Annotated in this window: 16 protein-coding genes; 8 read left to right on the top strand and 8 right to left on the bottom strand. The window is 60.6% G+C overall.

Annotated features, from left to right (window positions below):
- Window positions 1–39 precede the first annotated feature (39 nt).
- Window positions 40–456 carry a nucleoside diphosphate kinase regulator gene (rnk, locus tag PZ897_RS16250; protein ID WP_275753560.1) on the top strand — a complete coding sequence of 139 codons (417 nt, stop codon included), beginning with the start codon at window positions 40–42 and terminating at the stop codon, window positions 454–456.
- Window positions 457–606: 150 nt separating this feature from the next.
- Window positions 607–1077 carry a nucleoside-diphosphate kinase gene (locus PZ897_RS16255; RefSeq protein WP_275753561.1) on the top strand — a complete coding sequence of 157 codons (471 nt, stop codon included), beginning with the start codon at window positions 607–609 and terminating at the stop codon, window positions 1075–1077.
- A gap of 12 nt (window positions 1078–1089) precedes the next feature.
- Here the strand turns inward: PZ897_RS16255 and PZ897_RS16260 are convergent, their stop codons facing one another.
- Window positions 1090–1902, bottom strand: a complete 813-nt coding sequence (locus tag PZ897_RS16260) for a DUF1206 domain-containing protein (RefSeq protein WP_275753562.1) — start codon at window positions 1900–1902, stop codon at window positions 1090–1092.
- The gene (locus PZ897_RS16265; RefSeq protein ID WP_275753563.1) at window positions 1899–2645 is read right to left on the bottom strand and encodes a phosphatase PAP2 family protein; all 747 of its coding nucleotides are present in this window, start codon (window positions 2643–2645) and stop codon (window positions 1899–1901) included. Before PZ897_RS16265 ends, PZ897_RS16260 begins: the two co-directional genes overlap by 4 nt.
- 185 nt (window positions 2646–2830) lie before the next feature.
- Between PZ897_RS16265 and PZ897_RS16270 the strand changes: the two genes are divergently transcribed.
- The 3 genes from PZ897_RS16270 to PZ897_RS16280 all read left to right on the top strand — a co-directional run bounded on the left by PZ897_RS16270 (window position 2831) and on the right by PZ897_RS16280 (window position 5562).
- On the top strand, window positions 2831–3607 hold the full coding sequence (locus tag PZ897_RS16270; RefSeq protein ID WP_275753564.1) for a YHYH protein: 777 nt from the start codon (window positions 2831–2833) through the stop codon (window positions 3605–3607).
- Between the two features lie 154 nt (window positions 3608–3761).
- Window positions 3762–4736, top strand: a complete 975-nt coding sequence (locus PZ897_RS16275; RefSeq protein ID WP_275753565.1) for a L,D-transpeptidase — start codon at window positions 3762–3764, stop codon at window positions 4734–4736.
- A 4-nt stretch (window positions 4737–4740) separates the two neighbouring features.
- Window positions 4741–5562 (top strand): extensin family protein, encoded by an 822-nt coding sequence (locus PZ897_RS16280; RefSeq protein ID WP_275753566.1) that lies wholly within the window; start codon window positions 4741–4743, stop codon window positions 5560–5562.
- A 108-nt stretch (window positions 5563–5670) separates the two neighbouring features.
- Here the strand turns inward: PZ897_RS16280 and PZ897_RS16285 are convergent, their stop codons facing one another.
- Window positions 5671–7350 carry a formate--tetrahydrofolate ligase gene (locus PZ897_RS16285; protein ID WP_275753567.1) on the bottom strand — a complete coding sequence of 560 codons (1680 nt, stop codon included), beginning with the start codon at window positions 7348–7350 and terminating at the stop codon, window positions 5671–5673.
- 504 nt (window positions 7351–7854) lie between these two features.
- Here PZ897_RS16285 and PZ897_RS16290 point away from each other — a divergent pair.
- The gene (locus PZ897_RS16290) at window positions 7855–8964 is read left to right on the top strand and encodes a histidine kinase dimerization/phosphoacceptor domain -containing protein (RefSeq protein WP_275753568.1); all 1110 of its coding nucleotides are present in this window, start codon (window positions 7855–7857) and stop codon (window positions 8962–8964) included.
- A 53-nt stretch (window positions 8965–9017) separates the two neighbouring features.
- On the opposite strand, the gene putA is transcribed toward PZ897_RS16290, so the two are convergent.
- Window positions 9018–12131 carry a bifunctional proline dehydrogenase/L-glutamate gamma-semialdehyde dehydrogenase PutA gene (gene putA / locus PZ897_RS16295; protein ID WP_275753569.1) on the bottom strand — a complete coding sequence of 1038 codons (3114 nt, stop codon included), beginning with the start codon at window positions 12129–12131 and terminating at the stop codon, window positions 9018–9020.
- Between the two features lie 113 nt (window positions 12132–12244).
- Between putA and PZ897_RS16300 the strand changes: the two genes are divergently transcribed.
- Together PZ897_RS16300 and PZ897_RS16305 are read left to right on the top strand one after the other, a co-directional pair.
- Window positions 12245–12706 (top strand): Lrp/AsnC ligand binding domain-containing protein, encoded by a 462-nt coding sequence (locus tag PZ897_RS16300; RefSeq protein WP_275753570.1) that lies wholly within the window; start codon window positions 12245–12247, stop codon window positions 12704–12706.
- A 130-nt stretch (window positions 12707–12836) separates the two neighbouring features.
- Entirely contained in the window at window positions 12837–13556 is a 720-nt protein-coding gene (locus PZ897_RS16305) for a LuxR family transcriptional regulator (protein ID WP_275753571.1), read from the top strand.
- A gap of 111 nt (window positions 13557–13667) precedes the next feature.
- On the opposite strand, the gene PZ897_RS16310 is transcribed toward PZ897_RS16305, so the two are convergent.
- From PZ897_RS16310 to PZ897_RS16325, 4 genes are read right to left on the bottom strand one after another with little or no spacing between them, the layout of a single operon-like run.
- Window positions 13668–14765 (bottom strand): DUF2333 family protein, encoded by a 1098-nt coding sequence (locus tag PZ897_RS16310; RefSeq protein WP_275753673.1) that lies wholly within the window; start codon window positions 14763–14765, stop codon window positions 13668–13670.
- Window positions 14758–16059 carry a DUF6638 family protein gene (locus tag PZ897_RS16315; protein ID WP_275753572.1) on the bottom strand — a complete coding sequence of 434 codons (1302 nt, stop codon included), beginning with the start codon at window positions 16057–16059 and terminating at the stop codon, window positions 14758–14760. The genes PZ897_RS16310 and PZ897_RS16315 overlap by 8 nt, the downstream gene beginning before the upstream one ends.
- The gene (locus tag PZ897_RS16320) at window positions 16056–17972 is read right to left on the bottom strand and encodes an AAA family ATPase (protein WP_275753573.1); all 1917 of its coding nucleotides are present in this window, start codon (window positions 17970–17972) and stop codon (window positions 16056–16058) included. The genes PZ897_RS16315 and PZ897_RS16320 overlap by 4 nt, the downstream gene beginning before the upstream one ends.
- 4 nt (window positions 17973–17976) lie before the next feature.
- Window positions 17977–19122, bottom strand: a complete 1146-nt coding sequence (locus PZ897_RS16325; protein ID WP_275753574.1) for a hypothetical protein — start codon at window positions 19120–19122, stop codon at window positions 17977–17979.
- Between the last annotated feature and the right edge of the window lie 14 nt (window positions 19123–19136).

Raw genomic sequence — 19136 nt, forward strand, 5'->3', positions numbered from 1 at the left:
CAGCTTTGGCCTGGGCAGCAAGAATACGTGGATGATCCAATGTTACAGAAAAACCGGCGCAAGCCCAGAATTACAATCAGCGAAACCGATTACGCCCGCCTCAACAACCTGGCGGCTGCCTATGAACAACGCAGCCCGGAGATAGCGGCGGCTCTGGCCGAAGAAATCGACCGCGCGCGCGTCGTCAGCGATAAAGCCATCGATGCCGGTGTGGTCCGGATGGGATCCACCGTGACCTATGAGGTTGACTCCAATCAGAGTAAGACCGTGACGCTGGTCTATCCCGCTGATGCCAACATCGATGATGGACGCATCTCGATTACGACACCGGTCGGCTCGGCTTTGATCGGCCTGAAGTCGGGACAGTCCATCAGCTTTGCAACCCGCAGCGGCCAGGTCCACGACTTGACGGTCACCGAGGTCACGCAGACCCAGCAGCCCGTGGTGGCGGAATGATCTACCGGCGAACCGATTTCTCTCACCCGATGGGGGTGTTTCTTCTGACCGGGTCCACTCCCCTGCATCGGACCCATTCCGGTGCAGGGGCGACGGTGTTCCTTGACCCATCACACGCGCCTCCCAAACCGGCGCGGCCGGAGTTCCGACATGTGGAAAAATCAGAAATGCACGTTGACCAGCAAGGATTTTGCAATCCTTGAAACCATGTATGACCGCCGGCACATGCTGGCTGATCCTGTTCGACAGGTTCTCAAGCACAAGCTCGACACCACCATCGTGGTGTTTTGCGAAGACATTGAAGCCAACTTCGTGACCTTGAACACGCGTCTGCGCTACCGCATTGGCGACAAGCAGCCGCAAACCGCCATCATCACGCAAACGCCAATGGATGGGATGGTCGGAGAATGCCTGTCCCTGGACACCGCACGCGGGCTGGCATTGCTGGGATTGCCGGAGGCGGCAGAAATTTCACTGCCCGGACCGGACGACTCCGCATCCGATCACCTGGTCATCGAAGCCGTCTTGTTCCAGCCTGAGGCGGCACGGCAGCAACGGCTCAAACAGGAACTCGCGCACCATTCTCCCCAGCCGGTCTACAATGCCGCGCTCACGCGTTGATCGAGAAGGGCTTCAGGCGTTTTCAACATTGATGCGCCGCCAGATCGCCTCCGCCAAAGAATAGGCGGAAAAAAGAAAGAAGCCGGCCCCGATGGCGCCCAGCAACCAGGCGCCGAACGGGAGACTGGCGACAAAATCAAGCGCTTCTGCTAAACCGGCACGGCCTTCCTCGCCCGCAAGGCCGTGCCGCAACAGCAAGAAGGCGATGACGAGAAAAATGGCGCCGCGGGCCGTCAGCCCGCCGATGGCGGCGATATCGATCCACCGAAGGTGCGCCTGCGAGGCCTCGATATGATCGCGATATTTGCGATGCAGAGCCTTCCACACATGAGCAGCGCCAACAACGGCAAAGATCACACTGAGAATGATCGACATGGGCCCGGCGCCAATGAACGTGGCTGCCGTGCGGGCAAACCCAACACCAGACCCACCGCCTGATGATACGGCTCCCCCCCACCACAGGGACAAGGTGTAGACCATCAGGAACCCGTAGGTCGCTGCCGATCCGAGCAGCCCGGCCCGGACCGCCAGACCTTTCGGGTCAATCCCGTGATCATCGGTATCAAACAAGGCCTGGACCAAACGCCAGCAGCAGTAACCGGCAAGGCTGACGATCAGCAACGGCGTCAGAATGGCGCTTGCGGTGGATTGGGTGATGAAATCGACCGCATCCCTGGCATCGCCGCCGCTTCCCGTAGTCAGCGCCGCGCTGATGATGAAGAACGCCAGCACCAGATAGACCAGGCCGCGGGCGCCATATCCAAGTCGCGCGAAGGGCTTGAACCAATCGTGCCAGTTCGTCGATTTTGCCACCGCAACACTCATGGCCTGTCCCCGGTTTTGATGTGGCGGCCGGTATGGTGGTTAAGCACATGCAGGATCAGCCAGGAGAAACTCGCCCAGGCGGCGCCCAGCGCCCAGCCTGCGGCGACATCGCTGGGCCAGTGCACGCCCAGATAAACCCGGCTGACACCAACGATGACAGCCACGAACACCGCCACCGCGAGCACGTAAATTCGCGCCCGACGATCCGGCAGAAATCCCACCACCAGCGAAGCCATCGTCAAATAGGCGACAGTGGTCATCATGGCGTGCCCGCTGGGAAAGCTCAGCGTGTGCACCGTGTCGAGGTGATCGACCAGGTCAGGCCTCGGACGCCCGTAATATTGCTTCAATGTGTGGCTGAGCAGCGCCCCCGACCCGACCGACAGCACCGCATAAAGAGCAGCCCCGTAGCGCTTAGTAATGATGAAGAACCCGGCGACTGCCGCAAGCGTCAGGATGATGAGCGGAAACCCGCCGATGGCAGTGACCTCGACAGCGGTTTCCTGAAGCCAGGCCGGGCCCACCGGACTCGCCGGATCGCCCGGCATCCGCAGGCTGAGAAACACCATCTCGTCAATTTTGCGGATCTCGCCTTCGGCCATTTCTTCCGCGATCTCGATGAACGCGTAAACACCCAGCGTCACAATCGCAAACAGCACGACCGGCAGCCGGTGCACATTGCCGTTGCGGATGCCGCGTACGAGCCACTCCGTGACACGGTTCGTTCGGGTAAATCTCGTCATGCAGTCCCCGGCCCCTTCTCCGTGTTGAGGTTGTAACCCGCAAGCCGGCGTTTCGTTCCACAAGATGCGCCGCGAACCCAGCCTATCATGACAAATGCTTAATCTACCGGTCACGCAACGGAAAGGTGGGAACCGGCACCTTCACCCGGTCCGCATTCAAACAATCAACCGCAAAGGGGAACCTCATGGACCGCCCATTGTCCTATCTTCTCATCGCCGGCGTGACCATTGCCGGCATTGCTGCAAGCGTCATCGCCGCCGAGGCTGCATCGGGATCGGTATCGATCACCAAAAGCCGCGGCACTATCTGCATGACATCCAATGGACTGCCCGATCATGCCACGGGCAAATTCCCCAATTCGGGCAACCCCAACTCCATCGCCGCGCAATTCATCGAGGTCTGCGTGCCCGAAAATCCGGTCAAGACTTCACGCGCAACACCCTTGCGCGGCTCGACCGGCTTTGCACTCAATGGCGTCATGATCCGTCCCGGCACTGCCGATTACTACGATGCCGCCTCACCGCGCGGTTTCAGCCGTGACCCCTCATCGGGCTGGCTGCTTGACGGCAAGGGCGCCGGCACGATGTTGGGGCTGGACCAGAACAACGCCCATGTCGATCAGCGCGGCCTCTACCACTACCACGCCAAGCCGACCGGATTTCTTAAGGGCGCCAAATCCAGCCTGGTCGGCTTTGCTGCCGACGGCTTCGAGATCCATTACCTCGGCTCGGAGGCCAAATCCGGTTACACGCTCAAGCCGGGAACCCGCAATGGCGGCCCCGGCGGGAAGCACGACGGCACCTATGTGCAGGACTGGCAGTTCACCGGTGGTTCGGACAAGCTCGATCAATGCAATGGCGGCACGCTCAATGGCAAGTTCGTGTATTTTGTGACCGACAGTTATCCCTATTTCCCGCATTGCGCCTGGGGTCAGGTCAGCCGCGATTTTGGCAGGCCCTGAAGACCCGCGCCGGCGTCCGGCCAGGCGCCGGCCAGTCAGCCGGGGAATATCCCATTGCCCGGTCTGATGCATCTTTTTGGCGTCTCGGGCGTTACCTCCTCGTGCCGCATATGCAGGCAACAAGGCTCTGCCCGAAACGAGGACGTGAAAAACGATGGACACAATCCAAACCGGTCTCGCCTTGGCCGCCGCTGCCCTCGCGGCAGCCACCACCATTGTCGAAGCCCGCGCGGATGCAATCGAGCCTGCTGCCATCAATGCCGCAATCTTCACCGGCGAAGACTTGCCGGAAGGCCGAAGCCCGCTCGCCGTGCGGGTGCAGATCCTGCTCGACCGGGCCGGCGCCTCGCCGGGTGTCATTGATGGATACTCTGGCGAAAACCTGGAAAAGGCGATCCGCGGCTTCGAGGAAGTCAACAAGCTTCCCGTGGACGGAAAGATCGACGCCCTGTTGTGGGACACGCTGCAGGCCATGGGCAACGACGTGATCGTTGCCTACACCATCACCGATGACGATTTGTCCGGCCTCTCCGCCAAGCTTCCAGACGATTACGCCGAACTGGCAAAACTCGATCAGATCGGCTTCACCAGCGTTCAGGAGAAGCTGGCCGAACGCTTTCACATGGATATGCAATTTCTTGCCGACCTCAATCCGGGCATGGCATTTTCTGCGGGTGAAACCATTGCCGTGGCCGACCCGGGCACCGACAACGAGGCTCAGGTTGCAAGCCTTGTCGCCGACAAGAGTGATGCACGGCTGCTCGCCTATGACGCCACGGGGACACTGATCGCGATCTATCCGGTCACCATCGGCAGCGCCAGCACACCCTCCCCGACGGGCAGCCACAGCGTGACCGCCGTCGCCATCGATCCCACATACAGCTACAACCCGGAAAACTTTGTTCAGGGAAACAACAAGCAGCCGCTGACGCTGCCGCCGGGGCCAAACGGTCCGGTTGGAAATGTCTGGATCGACCTGTCCGAACCGACCTACGGAATTCACGGAACGCCCCACCCTTCCAGGATTGACAAGACCAGCAGCCACGGCTGCGTCCGCATGACCAATTGGGACGCGGGCGAGCTCGCCCACATGGTGAGCGAGGGTGTTGTTGTCGAGTTCAGGGACTGATCGCATGAGACGGCTGCTGGCCCTCCCGGTCCTGCTGGTGGTCTGCATGGGCAGTGAACTGCCCGAAAACGGACCGATCCCCGATAGCAATCCGCGCCGGCCGGCTTCGCCTGAAACAGCCGTCCCGCATCCCGCGCCAGCCCCCTCACCCGGCATGACAAACCCGGACGGCCCGGCCAGCGCAGAGGCGGCCACCCCATCCCGTGACCAAAAAACCGGCGCATCAGACGAACCCGCATCGCTGCCGGAAAGTGCCGTCGCCAAAGCCGACGAAACCGCGCTGGCTCACTGCGAAGCGCAATTGCGCAAGCTGGGCGCGGTGTTCGAGCGCCAGGATTCCGTGCGCGGTGACAAGGGGTGCGGCATGGACGCAACCTACAGCATCGACCAGATCATCCGTGGCGTCAGCCTGTCTCCCGCGTCGCAAATGCGCTGTCAGACCGCGCTGGCGCTGGCCAACTGGACTGACAAGGTCGTCCTTCCGGCAACCTCCGGCCTGCCCGACAAGCCCCGGCTTGCCGCCATCAATCACGGATCGACCTATGCCTGCCGCCGCCGCAACAACAGCGCCACGGGCAAATTGTCGGAACACGCAACCGGCAACGCCATCGACATCATGGAGTTCGGGTTTTCCGACCGCAAACCGATCGGCATTTCACCGCGCAAGGGCGATGGTGACATCGAAGAAGCGTTTCAGCGTGCGGTGCGCGGCGGCGCCTGCCTGCATTTCACCACCGTATTGGGACCCGGCACCAATGCGGCTCATGCCAACCATCTTCATCTCGACATCATCAAGCGCAAGCGCGGCTACCGGCTTTGCCAGTAACGGGGCCAGCAACGGGGCCAGTGACCGGCGAGTGACCGGCCAGTGACCGGCGAGTGATGGGCAAGCCTCAGGCAGTTGGCCGGGCGAACCTGCCGCCCGGCCTTCCTGTTAGAACAGGCCTTCGATCTGACCCTTGTCATTAAGACAGATCTTTTCCGAAGACGGGGTTCTGGGCAGACCCGGCATGGTCATGATTTCGCCGGTGATGACGACGATAAACCCGGCGCCTGCCGAAAGCCGCACTTCGCGCACGGCGACACTGTGGCCAACTGGCGCGCCCCGCAGGTTCGGATCCGTCGAGAAGGAATACTGCGTCTTGGCCATGCAGATCGGCAGATTGCCATAGCCCTGCGCTTCCCATTGACGGAGCTGTTCACGCACCGATTTTTCGGCCGTCACCTCACCGGCGTGATAGATCGAGGTCGCGATGGTCTCGATCTTTTCAAACAACGGCATTTCATCGGGATAGAGCGGCGCAAACTGGGCCTGGCCGGATTCCGCCATCTCGACCACCTTTCGGGCGAGATCCTCGATACCGGCCGACCCCTTCGCCCAGTGCTTGCACACAATCGCCTCGGCACCGAGCGTTGCCACATAATCCTTCACCGCCTGGATTTCGGCCTCGGTGTCGGTGACAAAATGGTTGATCGCCACCACCACCGGCACGCCGAATTTCTTCACATTCTGGATGTGCCGTCCAAGGTTGGCGCAGCCTTTTTCAACCGCTGCAATGTTTTCGGGGCCGAGGTCGTCCTTCTTGACGCCGCCATTCATCTTCATCGCCCGCACCGTGGCGACAATCACCGCTGCGTCGGGCTTGAGACCGGCCTTGCGGCACTTGATGTCGAAGAATTTTTCCGCCCCGAGATCGGCACCGAACCCGGCTTCCGTGACCACGTAATCGGCGAGCTTCAGCGCCGTCGTCGTTGCCATCACCGAGTTGCAGCCATGGGCGATATTGGCGAAGGGTCCGCCATGCACAAAGGCCGGATTGTTTTCCAGCGTCTGCACCAGGTTGGGCTGCATCGCGTCCTTGAGCAGCACCGTCATGGCGCCATCAGCCTTGATATCGCGGCAATGAACCGGGGTCTTGTCGCGGCGGTAGGCCACGACGATGGCGCCAAGCCGCTGCTGCAGATCTTCAAGATCCTTGGAGAGGCACAGGATCGCCATGACTTCCGACGCCACCGTGATGTCAAATCCGGTCTGGCGCGGAAAGCCGTTGGCGACGCCACCGAGATTGACCACCACGTCACGCAACGCCCGGTCATTCATGTCCATGACCCGGCGCCAGACAATCCGCCGTGCATCGATTTCAAGCTCGTTGCCCCAGTAGATGTGATTGTCGATCATCGCCGACAACAGATTGTGGGCGCTGGTGATCGCGTGGAAATCGCCGGTGAAATGCAGATTCATTTCATCCATCGGCACCACTTGCGCCATGCCGCCGCCAGCGGCTCCGCCCTTCATGCCGAAGTTCGGCCCGAGCGAGGCTTCGCGGATGCAGATCATTGCGTTCTTGCCGATGCGATTGAGCCCGTCTCCGAGCCCCACCGTGGTGGTGGTCTTGCCCTCGCCTGCCGGCGTCGGGTTGATCGCGGTGACCAGAATCAGCTTGCCGTCCTTCTTGCTTTTCTGGCGCGCAATGAAATCGGCCGAGACCTTGGCCTTGTCATGTCCGTAAGGCACCAGATCAAGCTCAGGGATGCCAAGCTTCTTGCCAATCTCCATGATTGGTTTCTTGGTCGCCGCGCGGGCAATCTCGATATCGGATTTGTACTCAGCCATTGTGCCGTTATTCCTCTTGCCAAAATGGTCCGCAGCCCCCGCGTAACCTTGCCGGCGAATAGAGCCTGAAAGTGCACAGAATGCTTGCATGAAACGGGACGCGCAATGCGCCAATTGCGACACCGCACCGCGGCGCACAGAAAAGTGGGGGTTTTTCCAATTCAGGTTCCCTGTTGCCTCGCCAGCAGCACGATATGTTGCGCCGAAACCGCAGGTCACTATAAAAGGGCAAAGCCAGATCGAAGCAACCCGGAGAAATCACTGACCTGCCGGAGCCGCCTGAATTCGGAAAATACAAGACAGGTTAGGGATTGCCATGGTCTGAAGGTATACTGGATGCGGACCGCGGTGGAGCAGTGCCGAAGCCACGCACCTGGATGCTCCGCCTTCCTTCTCCCCATGACAATGCGGTGGTTACCGGCAGCCTCGCTCCGGGCCACGACCGTGATACCAACAGAAAGCTGATCATTTGACGTTAGAACCATTTGCCAGAGAGTATAGCGCATGAAAGCGGCACTGCACCCCTGCCAGAGCGAAAGACTAAGAGCGCTGTATGCCTATGAAGTGCTCGACATGGACCGCGAAAAGGATTTCGACGACATCGCGCAGCTGACTGCTGCTGTTTGCGGCACGCCGATCGCACTTGTCAGTCTGGTTGATGCCGACCGGCAATGGTTCAAGGCTTCGGTCGGGTTCGCCATGCGCGAAACCCCGATCGAGACCTCACTGTGTTCACATGCCATTCTCGAAGACGAGTTCATCGAGATCGAAGACACGATGAAGGACCCTCGAATGGTCGACAATCCGTTGTGCTGCAGCGATCCGGGCTTGCGGTTTTATGCCGGCGCCTTGCTGAAGACTGCCGACGGCCTGCCAATCGGCACCTTATGCGTCCTTGACCATGAGCCCAGAAGCCTCACCCCGCTGCAGCGCGATACCATCAAGGTGCTCGCCCGCCAGGTAATGATGCAGTTCGAGATGCGCAAGGCGCTGGGGTCGGCCGCGATGATGCGCCAGGAAGTCGATCATCGGGTCAAGAATTCGCTGCAGTCGCTGTCTGCCTTCGCCCGCATCCAGCAGCGGCGCCTGCAATCGGAGGAAGCCAAACAGGCTGTTGCAAAGATCATGACCCGGATAGATGCGGTGTCGACACTGCATGAATATCTTTACAAGACCGATGCCGGATCCAATGTCGATCTCGGTGTTTATCTCAAGAACATCGTCGACTACCTGGCAGAGACAACACCGCCCAATGTCACCATGGAATATGTCCCGGTATCGGTTGAAATCGGGTCACAGCAGGCGGTCTCGGTCGGCACCCTGGTCAATGAGTTCGTCGCCAATTCCTTCAAGCACGCCTTCCCCGATCAACGCGCGGGCGTTGTCCGGGTTGAACTTGCTCATCTCCCCGCCGGCACCGTCAGCGTCACCTGCTCGGACAACGGCATCGGCATGCCACCGGAAATCAGCAGCCAATCCGGTGGACTGGGCATGAAAATCGCCGAGATCGCCTGCATGGAACTCAGATGCGAACTCGATCTCAAGATTGCATCGGGCGGTGTGACCGCGTCGATCGAGTTCACCCCCGAGCCTCGTCCGCAATACCGGCGCTGATAGGCGCCGCGCAACCACCCGGATGCGCGGCGCAGTCGGCCCGTCCGCCCTGGCTAGCCATCTCCCATCGCGATCAGCCCGGCATTGCCGCCGGCTGCCGCGGTGTTGACCGAGACCGCCTGCTCGACCGCAAAGCGCATCAGGTAATGCGGGCCGCCGGCCTTGAAGCCGGTGCCTGAAAGCCCCGAGCCGCCAAAGGGCTGCGTGCCGACAACCGCCCCGATGATGTTGCGGTTGACGTAGACATTGCCGGTGTCGAGGCGGTCGATCACCTTGCGCACGGTGGCTTCGATCCGGGTGTGCACCCCCAGCGTCAGTCCGAAGCCGGTGGCGTCGATGGCGTCCAGCACGGCGTCCAGTTTCTTCGCCTTGTAGCGCACCACATGCAGAACCGGACCGAAGATTTCCCGGTCAAGCGCAGCCGCATCCCTGAGTTCGACAATGTGCGGCGCAAAGAACAGCCCCTCATTCGGGACATCCCCGGCATAGACCAGCTTCTGGGTCTTTGACATCGTGGCGATGTGATCCGCCAGCATCTGGCGCTGCGCTTCGTCGATCACCGGGCCGATGTCAGTCGAGGCTTTCGACGGATCGCCGAGGTTCAACTCACGCGCGGCGCCCTCAATCATCTCGATCATCTGATCGGCAACATCGTCCTGCACGAACAGCAGCCTGAGTGCCGAGCAGCGCTGACCGGCGGAGCGGAACGCCGACATCACCACATCGTCAGCCACCTGTTCGGTCAGCGCCGTGGCGTCGACGATCATCGCGTTGAGTCCGCCGGTCTCGGCAATGAACGGCACGATCGGACCGTCCTTGGCGGCCAGCGTCCGATTGATCGCCCGGGCCGTCTCGGTCGAGCCGGTAAACGCCACGCCGCCGATGCGCGGGTGCGAAGTCAGCGCGGCGCCGACATCACCTGCACCCGGCAGGCACAGAAGCACATCCTTGGGCACACCAGCCTCATGCAACAGCCCGATCGCCTCATGCGCCACCAGCGGCGTCTGTTCCGCCGGCTTGGCGATCACCGCATTGCCCGCAGCCAGACCTGCGGTGATCTGGCCCAGGAAAATCGCCAGCGGGAAATTCCACGGCGAGATGCAGACGAACACGCCGCGCGCGCGCCAGCCCAGCCGGTTGTCCTCGCCGGTCGGTCCCGGCATCGGTTCCATCTGACTGAACATGTCGCGCGACCGCGCCGCGTAATAGCGCAGGAAATCCACCGCCTCGCGGATTTCGGCAATGCCGTCATCCAGTGTCTTGCCGGCTTCGGCCGACAACAGCGCCATGAAGTGATCGCGCCGGTCCTCGAGCAGATCCGCCGCCCGGTCCAGCGCTGCCGCCCGCTGTCCGGGATCGGAGCGCGACCAGCTCTTGAATCCCTGCATGGCAATGCCGACCGCCTTGTCGACATCCTTCGGATCGGCAAATTGCACGGTGCCGACCACTCTGGCCGGATCGGAAGGGGAGCGCACGTCCTGCACCGCGCCGCCTTTCAGCCCCGGCGCAAGCGGACCGGCTTTGACCGTTCCGGCTGACCGCTCCATGCCCGCAACCAGGGAAGCGAGCTGCAAACGGTCGCCAAATTCCAGCCCCCGCGAATTGGGGCGGTCCGGATAGATCGCCAGCGGCAGCGGGATCTGGCTGTTGCGCGCGGATTGACCTTTGCCAAGTCCAAGCTTGACATCGGGCCGCTCGAGCAGCGCTTCCACCGGAATGGACTTGTCGCCAGCCACAGCGACAAAGGAGGAATTGGCGCCATTCTCCAGAAGACGGCGGACCAGATAGGCCAGCAAATCGCGATAGCCGCCAACAGGAGCGTAGATCCGGCACGGCACCCGGTCGTTGCTTTGGGAGAGGCTGTCATACACCACCTCGCCCATCCCATGCAGGCGCTGGAACTCGAAGCCGCTGCGGTCCTCGGCCATCTCGACAATGGTGGCGACCGTCAGCGCATTGTGGGTGGCAAACTGCGGATAGATCACGTCGCGCAGACCAAGCAACTGACCGGCACAGGCGAGATAGGACAGATCGGTCGCCGCCTTGCGGGTAAACACCGCATATCCTGCAAGACCGCGCTCCTGCGCGCGCTTGATTTCCGTATCCCAATAGGCGCCCTTGACCAGCCGCACCATCATCCGGCGATCATGTTTGCGGCACAGGCCGGCAATGTGCTCGATCACCTGCGGTGCCCGCTTCTGATAGGCCTGAATGGCCAGTCCGAAACCATCCCATCCGGCAAGGGACGGATCGGCGAATGTCTGGTCGATCACATCGAGTGACAGTTCCAGCCGATCCACCTCTTCGGCATCGATGGTGAAATTGAGATCATGAGACTTCGCCATCTGCGCCAGCTTGATCACGTCAGGAACCAGCTCTTCAAGCACTTGCGCGCGGTGCGTGGCGAGGTAGCGCGGATGAAGCGCCGAGAGTTTCACCGAGATTCCCGGACGGTCGGGCAGCTTGCGGCCGGCCGACACCTTGTTGGCGGACTTGCCGATGGCGGCAATGGCGTCGGCATAGGATTTGAAGTAGCGTTTGGCGTCGGCCCGGGTGCGTGCGCCCTCCCCCAGCATGTCGTAGGAATGGCGGAAGCCCCGCGCTTCATTCTTGGCCGCCCGCCCCAGCGCATCCTCGATGGTTTCGCCGAGCACGAAATGATGCCCGAGAAACCGCATCGCCTGGCGTGTTGCGGTCCGCACTGTCGGCATGCCCATGCGCTTGACCAGCCCGCGCATCACGCCTTCAGGCGTTTCGCCGGGCTTGATCACCCGCGCCGACATCGCCAGCGCCCAGGCCGAGGCCGACACGAACCAGGTGTCGCCCTGTGCCTCATGGTCGCTCCAGCCGCCTTCCTTGAGCTTGTCCTCGATCAACCGGTCCTGGGTCAGCGCATCGGGAACCCGCAGCAATGCCTCCGCCAGAACCATCAACGCCAACCCCTCACGGGTCGACAGGCCATATTCGCGCAAGAAATCCTCGACCCCGCCCATCTGGCCCGAGTCGGAACGGATCGCCTTGATCAATTTCGTCGCACGTGCATCAATCGCCCTGTTCTGGGTCGGGCTGAAATCGAGCTTTGCGCTGAACTCCCCAATCAGGCGGTCGTCGTCTGGCGCGTGTGCGGCGTGAAAGGCGGTGAACACTTGCTTGGTTGCAGTTGACATTAACATCTCCCGTGAATGCCACATTCATATCTTGTATTTTTTGGAAAATCTCACCATATATTGGAGATCAGATAGCGTAAAAAACTGGATTATGTGCAAATTTAGGGGAATTGATGAAGGAAATCGACCGCATAGACCGCAAGATCTTGCGCGCCATACAGGACAATGGGCGGCTGACCAATCTTGAGCTGGCCGACACAATCAGCCTGTCGCCGACCGCGACGGCCGAACGCCTCAAGCGCCTGGGCCGGGACGGCTACATACAGGGCTATATGGCCAAGCTCTCTCCCGAGAAGCTTCATCGCGGCATGCTGGTTTTCGTCGAGGTAAAACTCGACCGCACGACACCGGATGTATTTGAAGCATTTTCAGAAGCCGTTCGCAGGTCCGATGATGTGATGGAGTGCCACATGGTGGCCGGCGGCTTTGATTATCTCGTCAAGGCGCGGGTCGAAGGCATGGAATCCTACCGGGCGTTTCTCTCGGATGTCATCCTGTCTCTTCCGGGCGTTCGCGAGACACATACCTATCCTGTCATGGAAGAAGTCAAGAACACGGATAAATTGCCGGTCTAGATCAGCGCCGCCGGACTTTTTTCAGACGGTTGCATTTTCCGCGATTGATTTCTGCTATGGTTCCCGGATCCTGATACCGTTTGGCCTGACAGTATAAATTTTCAGGTTCAAATTGAACGGTGGTTAGCAATTGATCAAACGTCACGAAGCCCTTCTTGCCAGTCTAGGCACGATCGACAGTGAAATCGCGCTGGCCGGGTTTCTGCGCGATCTTGCGGGTTTCTTCGACTTCAAAGCCTTCCTGGTTGTCGATATTCCCGCGGTTGCCGACACCCAATTGCAGCCACGCATCGTGCTGTCAGACCTGCCGGCCGGTTTCATGGAAACCTATGACGCCATTGGCCTGGTGAAGAGTTCACCGGCATTCGACTCGCTTCGCCGCTCCACCATTCCGGTGTCCTGGACACCTGACACCATCAACATCGGAAGGCCGTCGCCTGAAGCCGACCTTGCCCTTGAGCTCTTCGCCCGCCATTCCTTGACCATCGGCGTTTACTTTCCCGTCCACAGCGCAGCCGGTGAACGCGCGGCAGTGGGGTTCCTTGGCGACCGCCCCAACCTTGACCATACGGAGATGGGAGAGCTCGGAATATATGTCATGCACGTCTACGACAAATACTCCGGCCTCAAGGGCAACACCACCCAAACCAGCGGGAACAGCCTCACCCCCCGCGAACTCGAGGTCTTGCACTGGGTAGCCAACGGCAAGACCTCGGCCGAAATCGGGGCCATAGTCTCGCTGTCTGACCACACTGTTAACGCCTATTTGAACAGCGCCATGCGCAAGCTTGATTGCGTGAACCGAACCCAGCTGGTCGCCAAGGCGTTCCGGTTGCATATCATCTGCTGAAATCGCGCGCCGCGCGAGCGCCGAAAACACCGGCTTTCCCGACAGCGCGCGCCGGCCACACCCGCCTGATTGGCGCAGCCGGCACAGACAATCCTTTCCGGCGCGACGACGTCACCGATCCAGGATAGCGCGGATCTCCACCAGATTTGAGCGGAACCTGAGCACGTAGAAGCCCATGGTGGCCAAATGCGTCGGCATGATCCAGCCGCTCTCATTGCCGTTGGAAATCACCATCGGCTGTATCTTCAGCGCCGCCGACAATTGCATGTCCATATCGTCCCAAAGCTGGCTCAGATTGCGTTGTGCAACCACGTCGCGGAAATCCTCCCGTGTGGCCTTGAGAATTCCGTAATAGCCGTAGAGCTGACCATAGGAAAACCAGAACCTGTCGTCAGCCCGGGTGTCAAACCAGCCGGAATTGTAGTGCTCCGAGCGATCCCGAAGAATGGCGGACGTCGATCCGACATCCGATGCGATGCGGTCGATAAACTGGACAAGATTGTCCGTGCGCGCATCATAGACGGCGTCGCACCCGGCCAGACGCGTGTTGAACGCCTGCAGATCGTCGATGGCCGAGCGATAAAACGATGGCGTCGGTGTTTTCGGCCCGAACGGGCTTACGCCAAGATACCAGGTGTATTCGTCAAACTGCATGGCGCCGCGCGCATCCTGCAGGTCGCCATCGACCTGACTGGTGCCGCGCACCCGGCCAAGCGTATCGACAAACTCGACCGTGGTCCGGCGGATCGCCTGGTTCACACCGCGTTGAAACGCCGCCTTGTTGTCAAAAAACGGCGTATGATCCCAATCAACGCCGAACAACCCGACCTTGTAGAGGATCATCGAGGAAATCCAGGCATTCTGGTTGACGTTGAAATCGATCAGATCCGAGGTCACCGACACCATCGCCGATGGCGCGCAGGTGTCATCGGCGAGCTTGGCTCCCGGAGTCGCTGCAAACATTTCGCGCTTGCCCGGATATTCCGGATCGAACCCTGACCAGGCCTGGGTCTGCCAGAAAAAATAGCCGTAGAGCCCGAGAAAAATCAGAACGATGCCGCCGACGATGGCCTTGAGGATGAAGCCGCGGCGCCGATACCAGCCCGCGACGGTGACGAACGGCCAAAGCACGACCGCCATCACCATGCCGACGCCCCTGCCGATGGCATTGAAGATGCGCTCGAAAAAAGCAATCACCGGGTCAAGCATCGTCTTGGTATCCTTCCAGTCCATACAATCGCGACCTCAGCGCCGCCTTGTTATTGAGATAGGTGGTCCCGAGTACATCCACAACATGAGCCCGGTAGCTTTCGGAATAGTCTTCATAGGCTGTATAGAAGCCCTGCTTGTCAAAGACAAAGCGGCTCAGAAAATCGAATGGCGCCAGCCGCGCCAGCAGCCGGTTGATGAGCCATTGGTCCGGATGGTCGGGAACCGCCCGGCACAGCAGCAACCGCCGGTCGGCCCGGATCTCGCTCATCTTGATTTGACCGGTGGAGGCCACTTCCCGCATGGCTTCCTGCAGGAACGGATACACACCTTCCTCGGCAATCAGCGCCGCATTGCGGTGCATCCAGGTTTGCAGCCACACCCTGTCGGTCCCGGCAAGGTCGACGGCAGGATCAACCCGGCGAATGAGATCGTCCACCGCCATTTCGGCGCGATGGGCGAAGAACCCGGACGGCTCCACCCACGACGCCCGCGGCAATTGCAGCCGTCCCGATTTCGACAGATAGTCAAAAATCCGGGTTCTGTCAGCGATGTCGATATAGCTGACTTCCCACGGACGCGACCGTTTGAACCCCGGCGCATGACTGTCACAGATCACCGTGGTGGTGCGCTCGTCGCGGAAAATGAACACCCCGCCGAAATGATTGGCCCAATAGGACTTTTGCGAAAACACCAGCTTGTCCGGCACCAGAGCATTTTGTCTGATGTCGCCGGTCTCGCGCGACAGCTCGACCATGCGGTTGAGCAGATCATCGTCACGCCAGCCGTTTTTCGAGGTCTGGAGCCGATCAATCAGGGCGCGCAGTTCGGCCGCTTTTCCGAGCATGTTTTCCGCCGACATCACCCGGAAACGGACCTCGTCGATCGACAGCAGATCCTCGACGCCGGTGACCACCTCGATCGGGTCTTCGATCTCGCCAAACAGCGCGTCCTTGATCGTCACTGCATGCACCGCGCGGCGATTTCCGTCGAAGAATTCGTGCATCAGTCCGGCGGTGTTGGAAAACTGGGTGTGGACCACCGGCAGGTTTTCCTGTTCCGGCGTCAGGATGACAAAGCGGCGATTGACGCCATTGGGGTCGAGATACTGGATATCACCAAGATCTTCGGCAATTTCAGGCGAGAACCCGGTCATGTCGATACGAAATGCGGCGCGCGCGGTTTGCGGCAGCCCGAAAGCCTTCAGCGCCTTGTTGTAGCGCGCGATGAGGTGCGGCTGATCAATCGCAAGCAGCCGGCCGAAAATCAGCTCATTGTCGACAAGTCGCTTCATGGCTGCCAGCGCCCGTCCCGCTTCAGGGTCTCGATGTCGCGGATGGCCCGCTCGCGTTGCCGTTCACGCCGGATGATGTCGTCCACAGCGGATGCATCCGAGCGGTCGGTGTAGCGGAATTCGGAATCGGCGTAACGGTTGATTTCCTGCAGCACCATTTCAATCGTGAACGGTTTGCGCAGCTCCGAGATCATCGCGATCTTGTCGTCATAGGGCTTGTGCATGAACGCTTCGGGGGTCTCGAACCACGCGTCGGGAAGGTCGATATCCATGGCCCGCATCTTGATGGCGTCGGTGATGTTCTTGATCGCCCGGCCGGTAAAGCGCGGCTCGGCCAGCTTGATCCGGTGCAGATAGGCGCCGATGTCCGCAATGGTTTTAACCTTGCCGTGCTCTTTCTCGAACCGCTCCCAGACCGAAAGCAACCCCTCTTCCTGCGGCCGGTCATGCCCGTCATAGGATCGCGCCACCGCCTGCTTGATTTCCTGGCTGGCAAACAGATCATGCTGCCCCAGCGGGATCGAATGGTTCTTGCCCGCCAGCAACGCAAAGATATCGATGTAATCATCCAGCGATTGCGGCCCATCGACCAGCCAGCGGGCACCGGCGCGTTGCCTCAGCGCATCGTCGACATTTTCGGGATAGTTGGAAAACATGCCGAAGCTGCAATTGCCGCGCACCACCGTGGAGGCGCCGGCGAAACTCTCCATCAGCACGGCGGTAACTTCCTGCTGTCCGGCCGATGCCCGGTCATCCGAGCGCTTGGCGGCAACCTGATCGATGTCGTCAATGGTGCCGAAACCGATGGCCCGCGGGTTGAGCACATTGTCGACGAAGGCTTTGCAGTTCTGGCCCGATTTGCCCTGATAGGACGAAATCTGGTCGACGCCGAAATTCTCGTAGTGGAACGGGTAGCCCGCAATCTCGCAATACTCATTGATCAGGCCCGCCAGCATCTGGATCAGGATGGTCTTGCCGGTTCCCGGCGCACCGTCGCCGATGAAGGTGAACAGGAAGCCGCCGAGTTCGACAAACGGATTGAGCTGCCGGTCGAAATCATAGGCCATCACCATGCGCGACAACCGCATCGCCTGGTGCTTGGCCAGATGGTTGCCGATGATCTCGCCCGGCTTCTTGAAGCTCATCACCAGCGGCTTGCGGCGCTGCCCCGGCGCCACATCGAAACCATCGAGGGTGAAATTGTCGCTCTCGAGCCGCAGATGTGACTGGGCAAAGGCGCTCAGCGCGTCAAACCGGCCGCGCCGGCTGATCAGCCCTTCGATCGCCTCGCGCGCCAGGGCCCGCGCCCGGGAAATCATCGCGATCTCGTCCGGCGCTCCGGCAATCGCCTGATCAAGCGCTGCGATGATCGACTTGAGCGCATCCTGCGGCGTATCAAACTGAAAATCCGGCTCCTTGGTGTCGTTGGCCGGTTCACTTTCGCCATCAACCGTCTGCAGGATATAGGCCGCAAGCGTGAACGCCGCCACATAGGCCGAAGCCGAAAGCAGGCGCTTGAACCGTTCGGCCTCCACGCCCTGCAACGGAGCGCCGGCATTGCGGGATTGCAGGCTTTCCAGATCTGTCTGCCGGGCAAACATTTCCGCCACCGCGAGCGCCACCGAAATTCCGCGGCGGGTGCGAAACAACAGCGTGTGCTGCGGGATCGACAGCATCGGGTCATTGGCGCGGACAGCCTGGATGGTCTGGCCCAGCTCAACCTCACGCGTCTGGCGCATGCCCCGGGTTGAGACCGTGGAAACAAACCGCCGGTTGGTGCCGGCCAGCGGCGTCGTGGAACCGCCTTCCTGCGCCACCATCACCACAACGCGGCTCACCATCGACTGCGCCACCGCCTGATGCCGGGCGATGTCTTCCTCGGAAATCGTCGTCAATCCCGTCGACTGGCTCATGCGCTTAGACCTCGCTGATGACTTGATTGCCCGACACCACATGCACCGTAAAGCCCGAGAAGATGCTCTCGGCCTCGCCGGATGCATAAAGCGCCTGATAGGCGTCGTGCGGCACCAGCGCGTGCTTCTGATAGGCGCTGACGCCCTGTCGTGCCGCTTCCAGATCGTCGGTTTCGATATGATACACATCCCGCGCCGGCACCGAATTCCACAGCCCCCGCCTGGCCGGGCTTTCCGCCTTGGAAAAGACTTCCTGCAGGGTCCAGGTCAGAAGCCAGGCGTTCTCGTCCTTGCGGACCTTCGACAGGATGGTCGAGATCCGGTCACTGTTGTCGGTCACGCCGGACGAGTAGAACGGGCCGAGCACGAAACGCCGCAATTGCTTGGGGTGCAGATGTTCGAAATCAGCATCCATGTTCTGGGCAATTGTGGCGGGCGACAGCGAATAGGCGCCGTTCTTTTCCGCGAACACATCAAAGCCGCGGGCGAATTCGGGGTTGAGCAGGCCGCCGACCGGCAGCGGGATTTCCAGATCCGGCTTGAGCTTGCGATCTGGTCCCACCAGCATCTTGGCAATGGCTTCGCTCGAATCCTCGATCGTTGCCATATAGACCATGGGCAGCGTCTGGCTGCCGTCAAAAACACCCCAGTGAACCACATAGAATGGCCGGCCGTTCTTCGGATTGACGGAAACGCGGATCGTTTCGGGCAGAATGAAGGGGGCAAACACCGCGTCCTTGCCAATGTCTTCCAGATAGAGCCGCTCGGCAATTTGCGCCTGCAACGCGCTGGGAAACTGCTTGTGGCGCAGGATGAAGTCGGCCATCTCCGCCTTCAGCGTCTCGACATCGGCGATCGCCGCCAACCGCTCGTCCGCACTCGCCCGGTCATTTTCCAGCGTCAGCACATTCTGAAACATCGGAAAGCCGCTGTCCGCCCGGCTGATCCTGAACCGGTCGAGAAAGCCGACGCGGTTTTCCCAGGCCGAAAACGTTGCTTCCAGCCGGTCGACATAGGGAATGATCACCTGTCCGATCAGGCCATGGGCGTAGAGCGGTGAATTGGCGTCGGCCAGGTAGACACGCAAGCCTTTCAAGGCCGCATGCATCGACCTGAAATAGGCTCCGGCCGCGCCGGTGTCAGCGCGCATGACAATCCCCCCGC

Source organism: Hoeflea sp. YIM 152468, from assembly GCF_029210485.1.
In the GTDB taxonomy this organism is placed as follows: Bacteria; Pseudomonadota; Alphaproteobacteria; order Rhizobiales; family Rhizobiaceae; genus Hoeflea.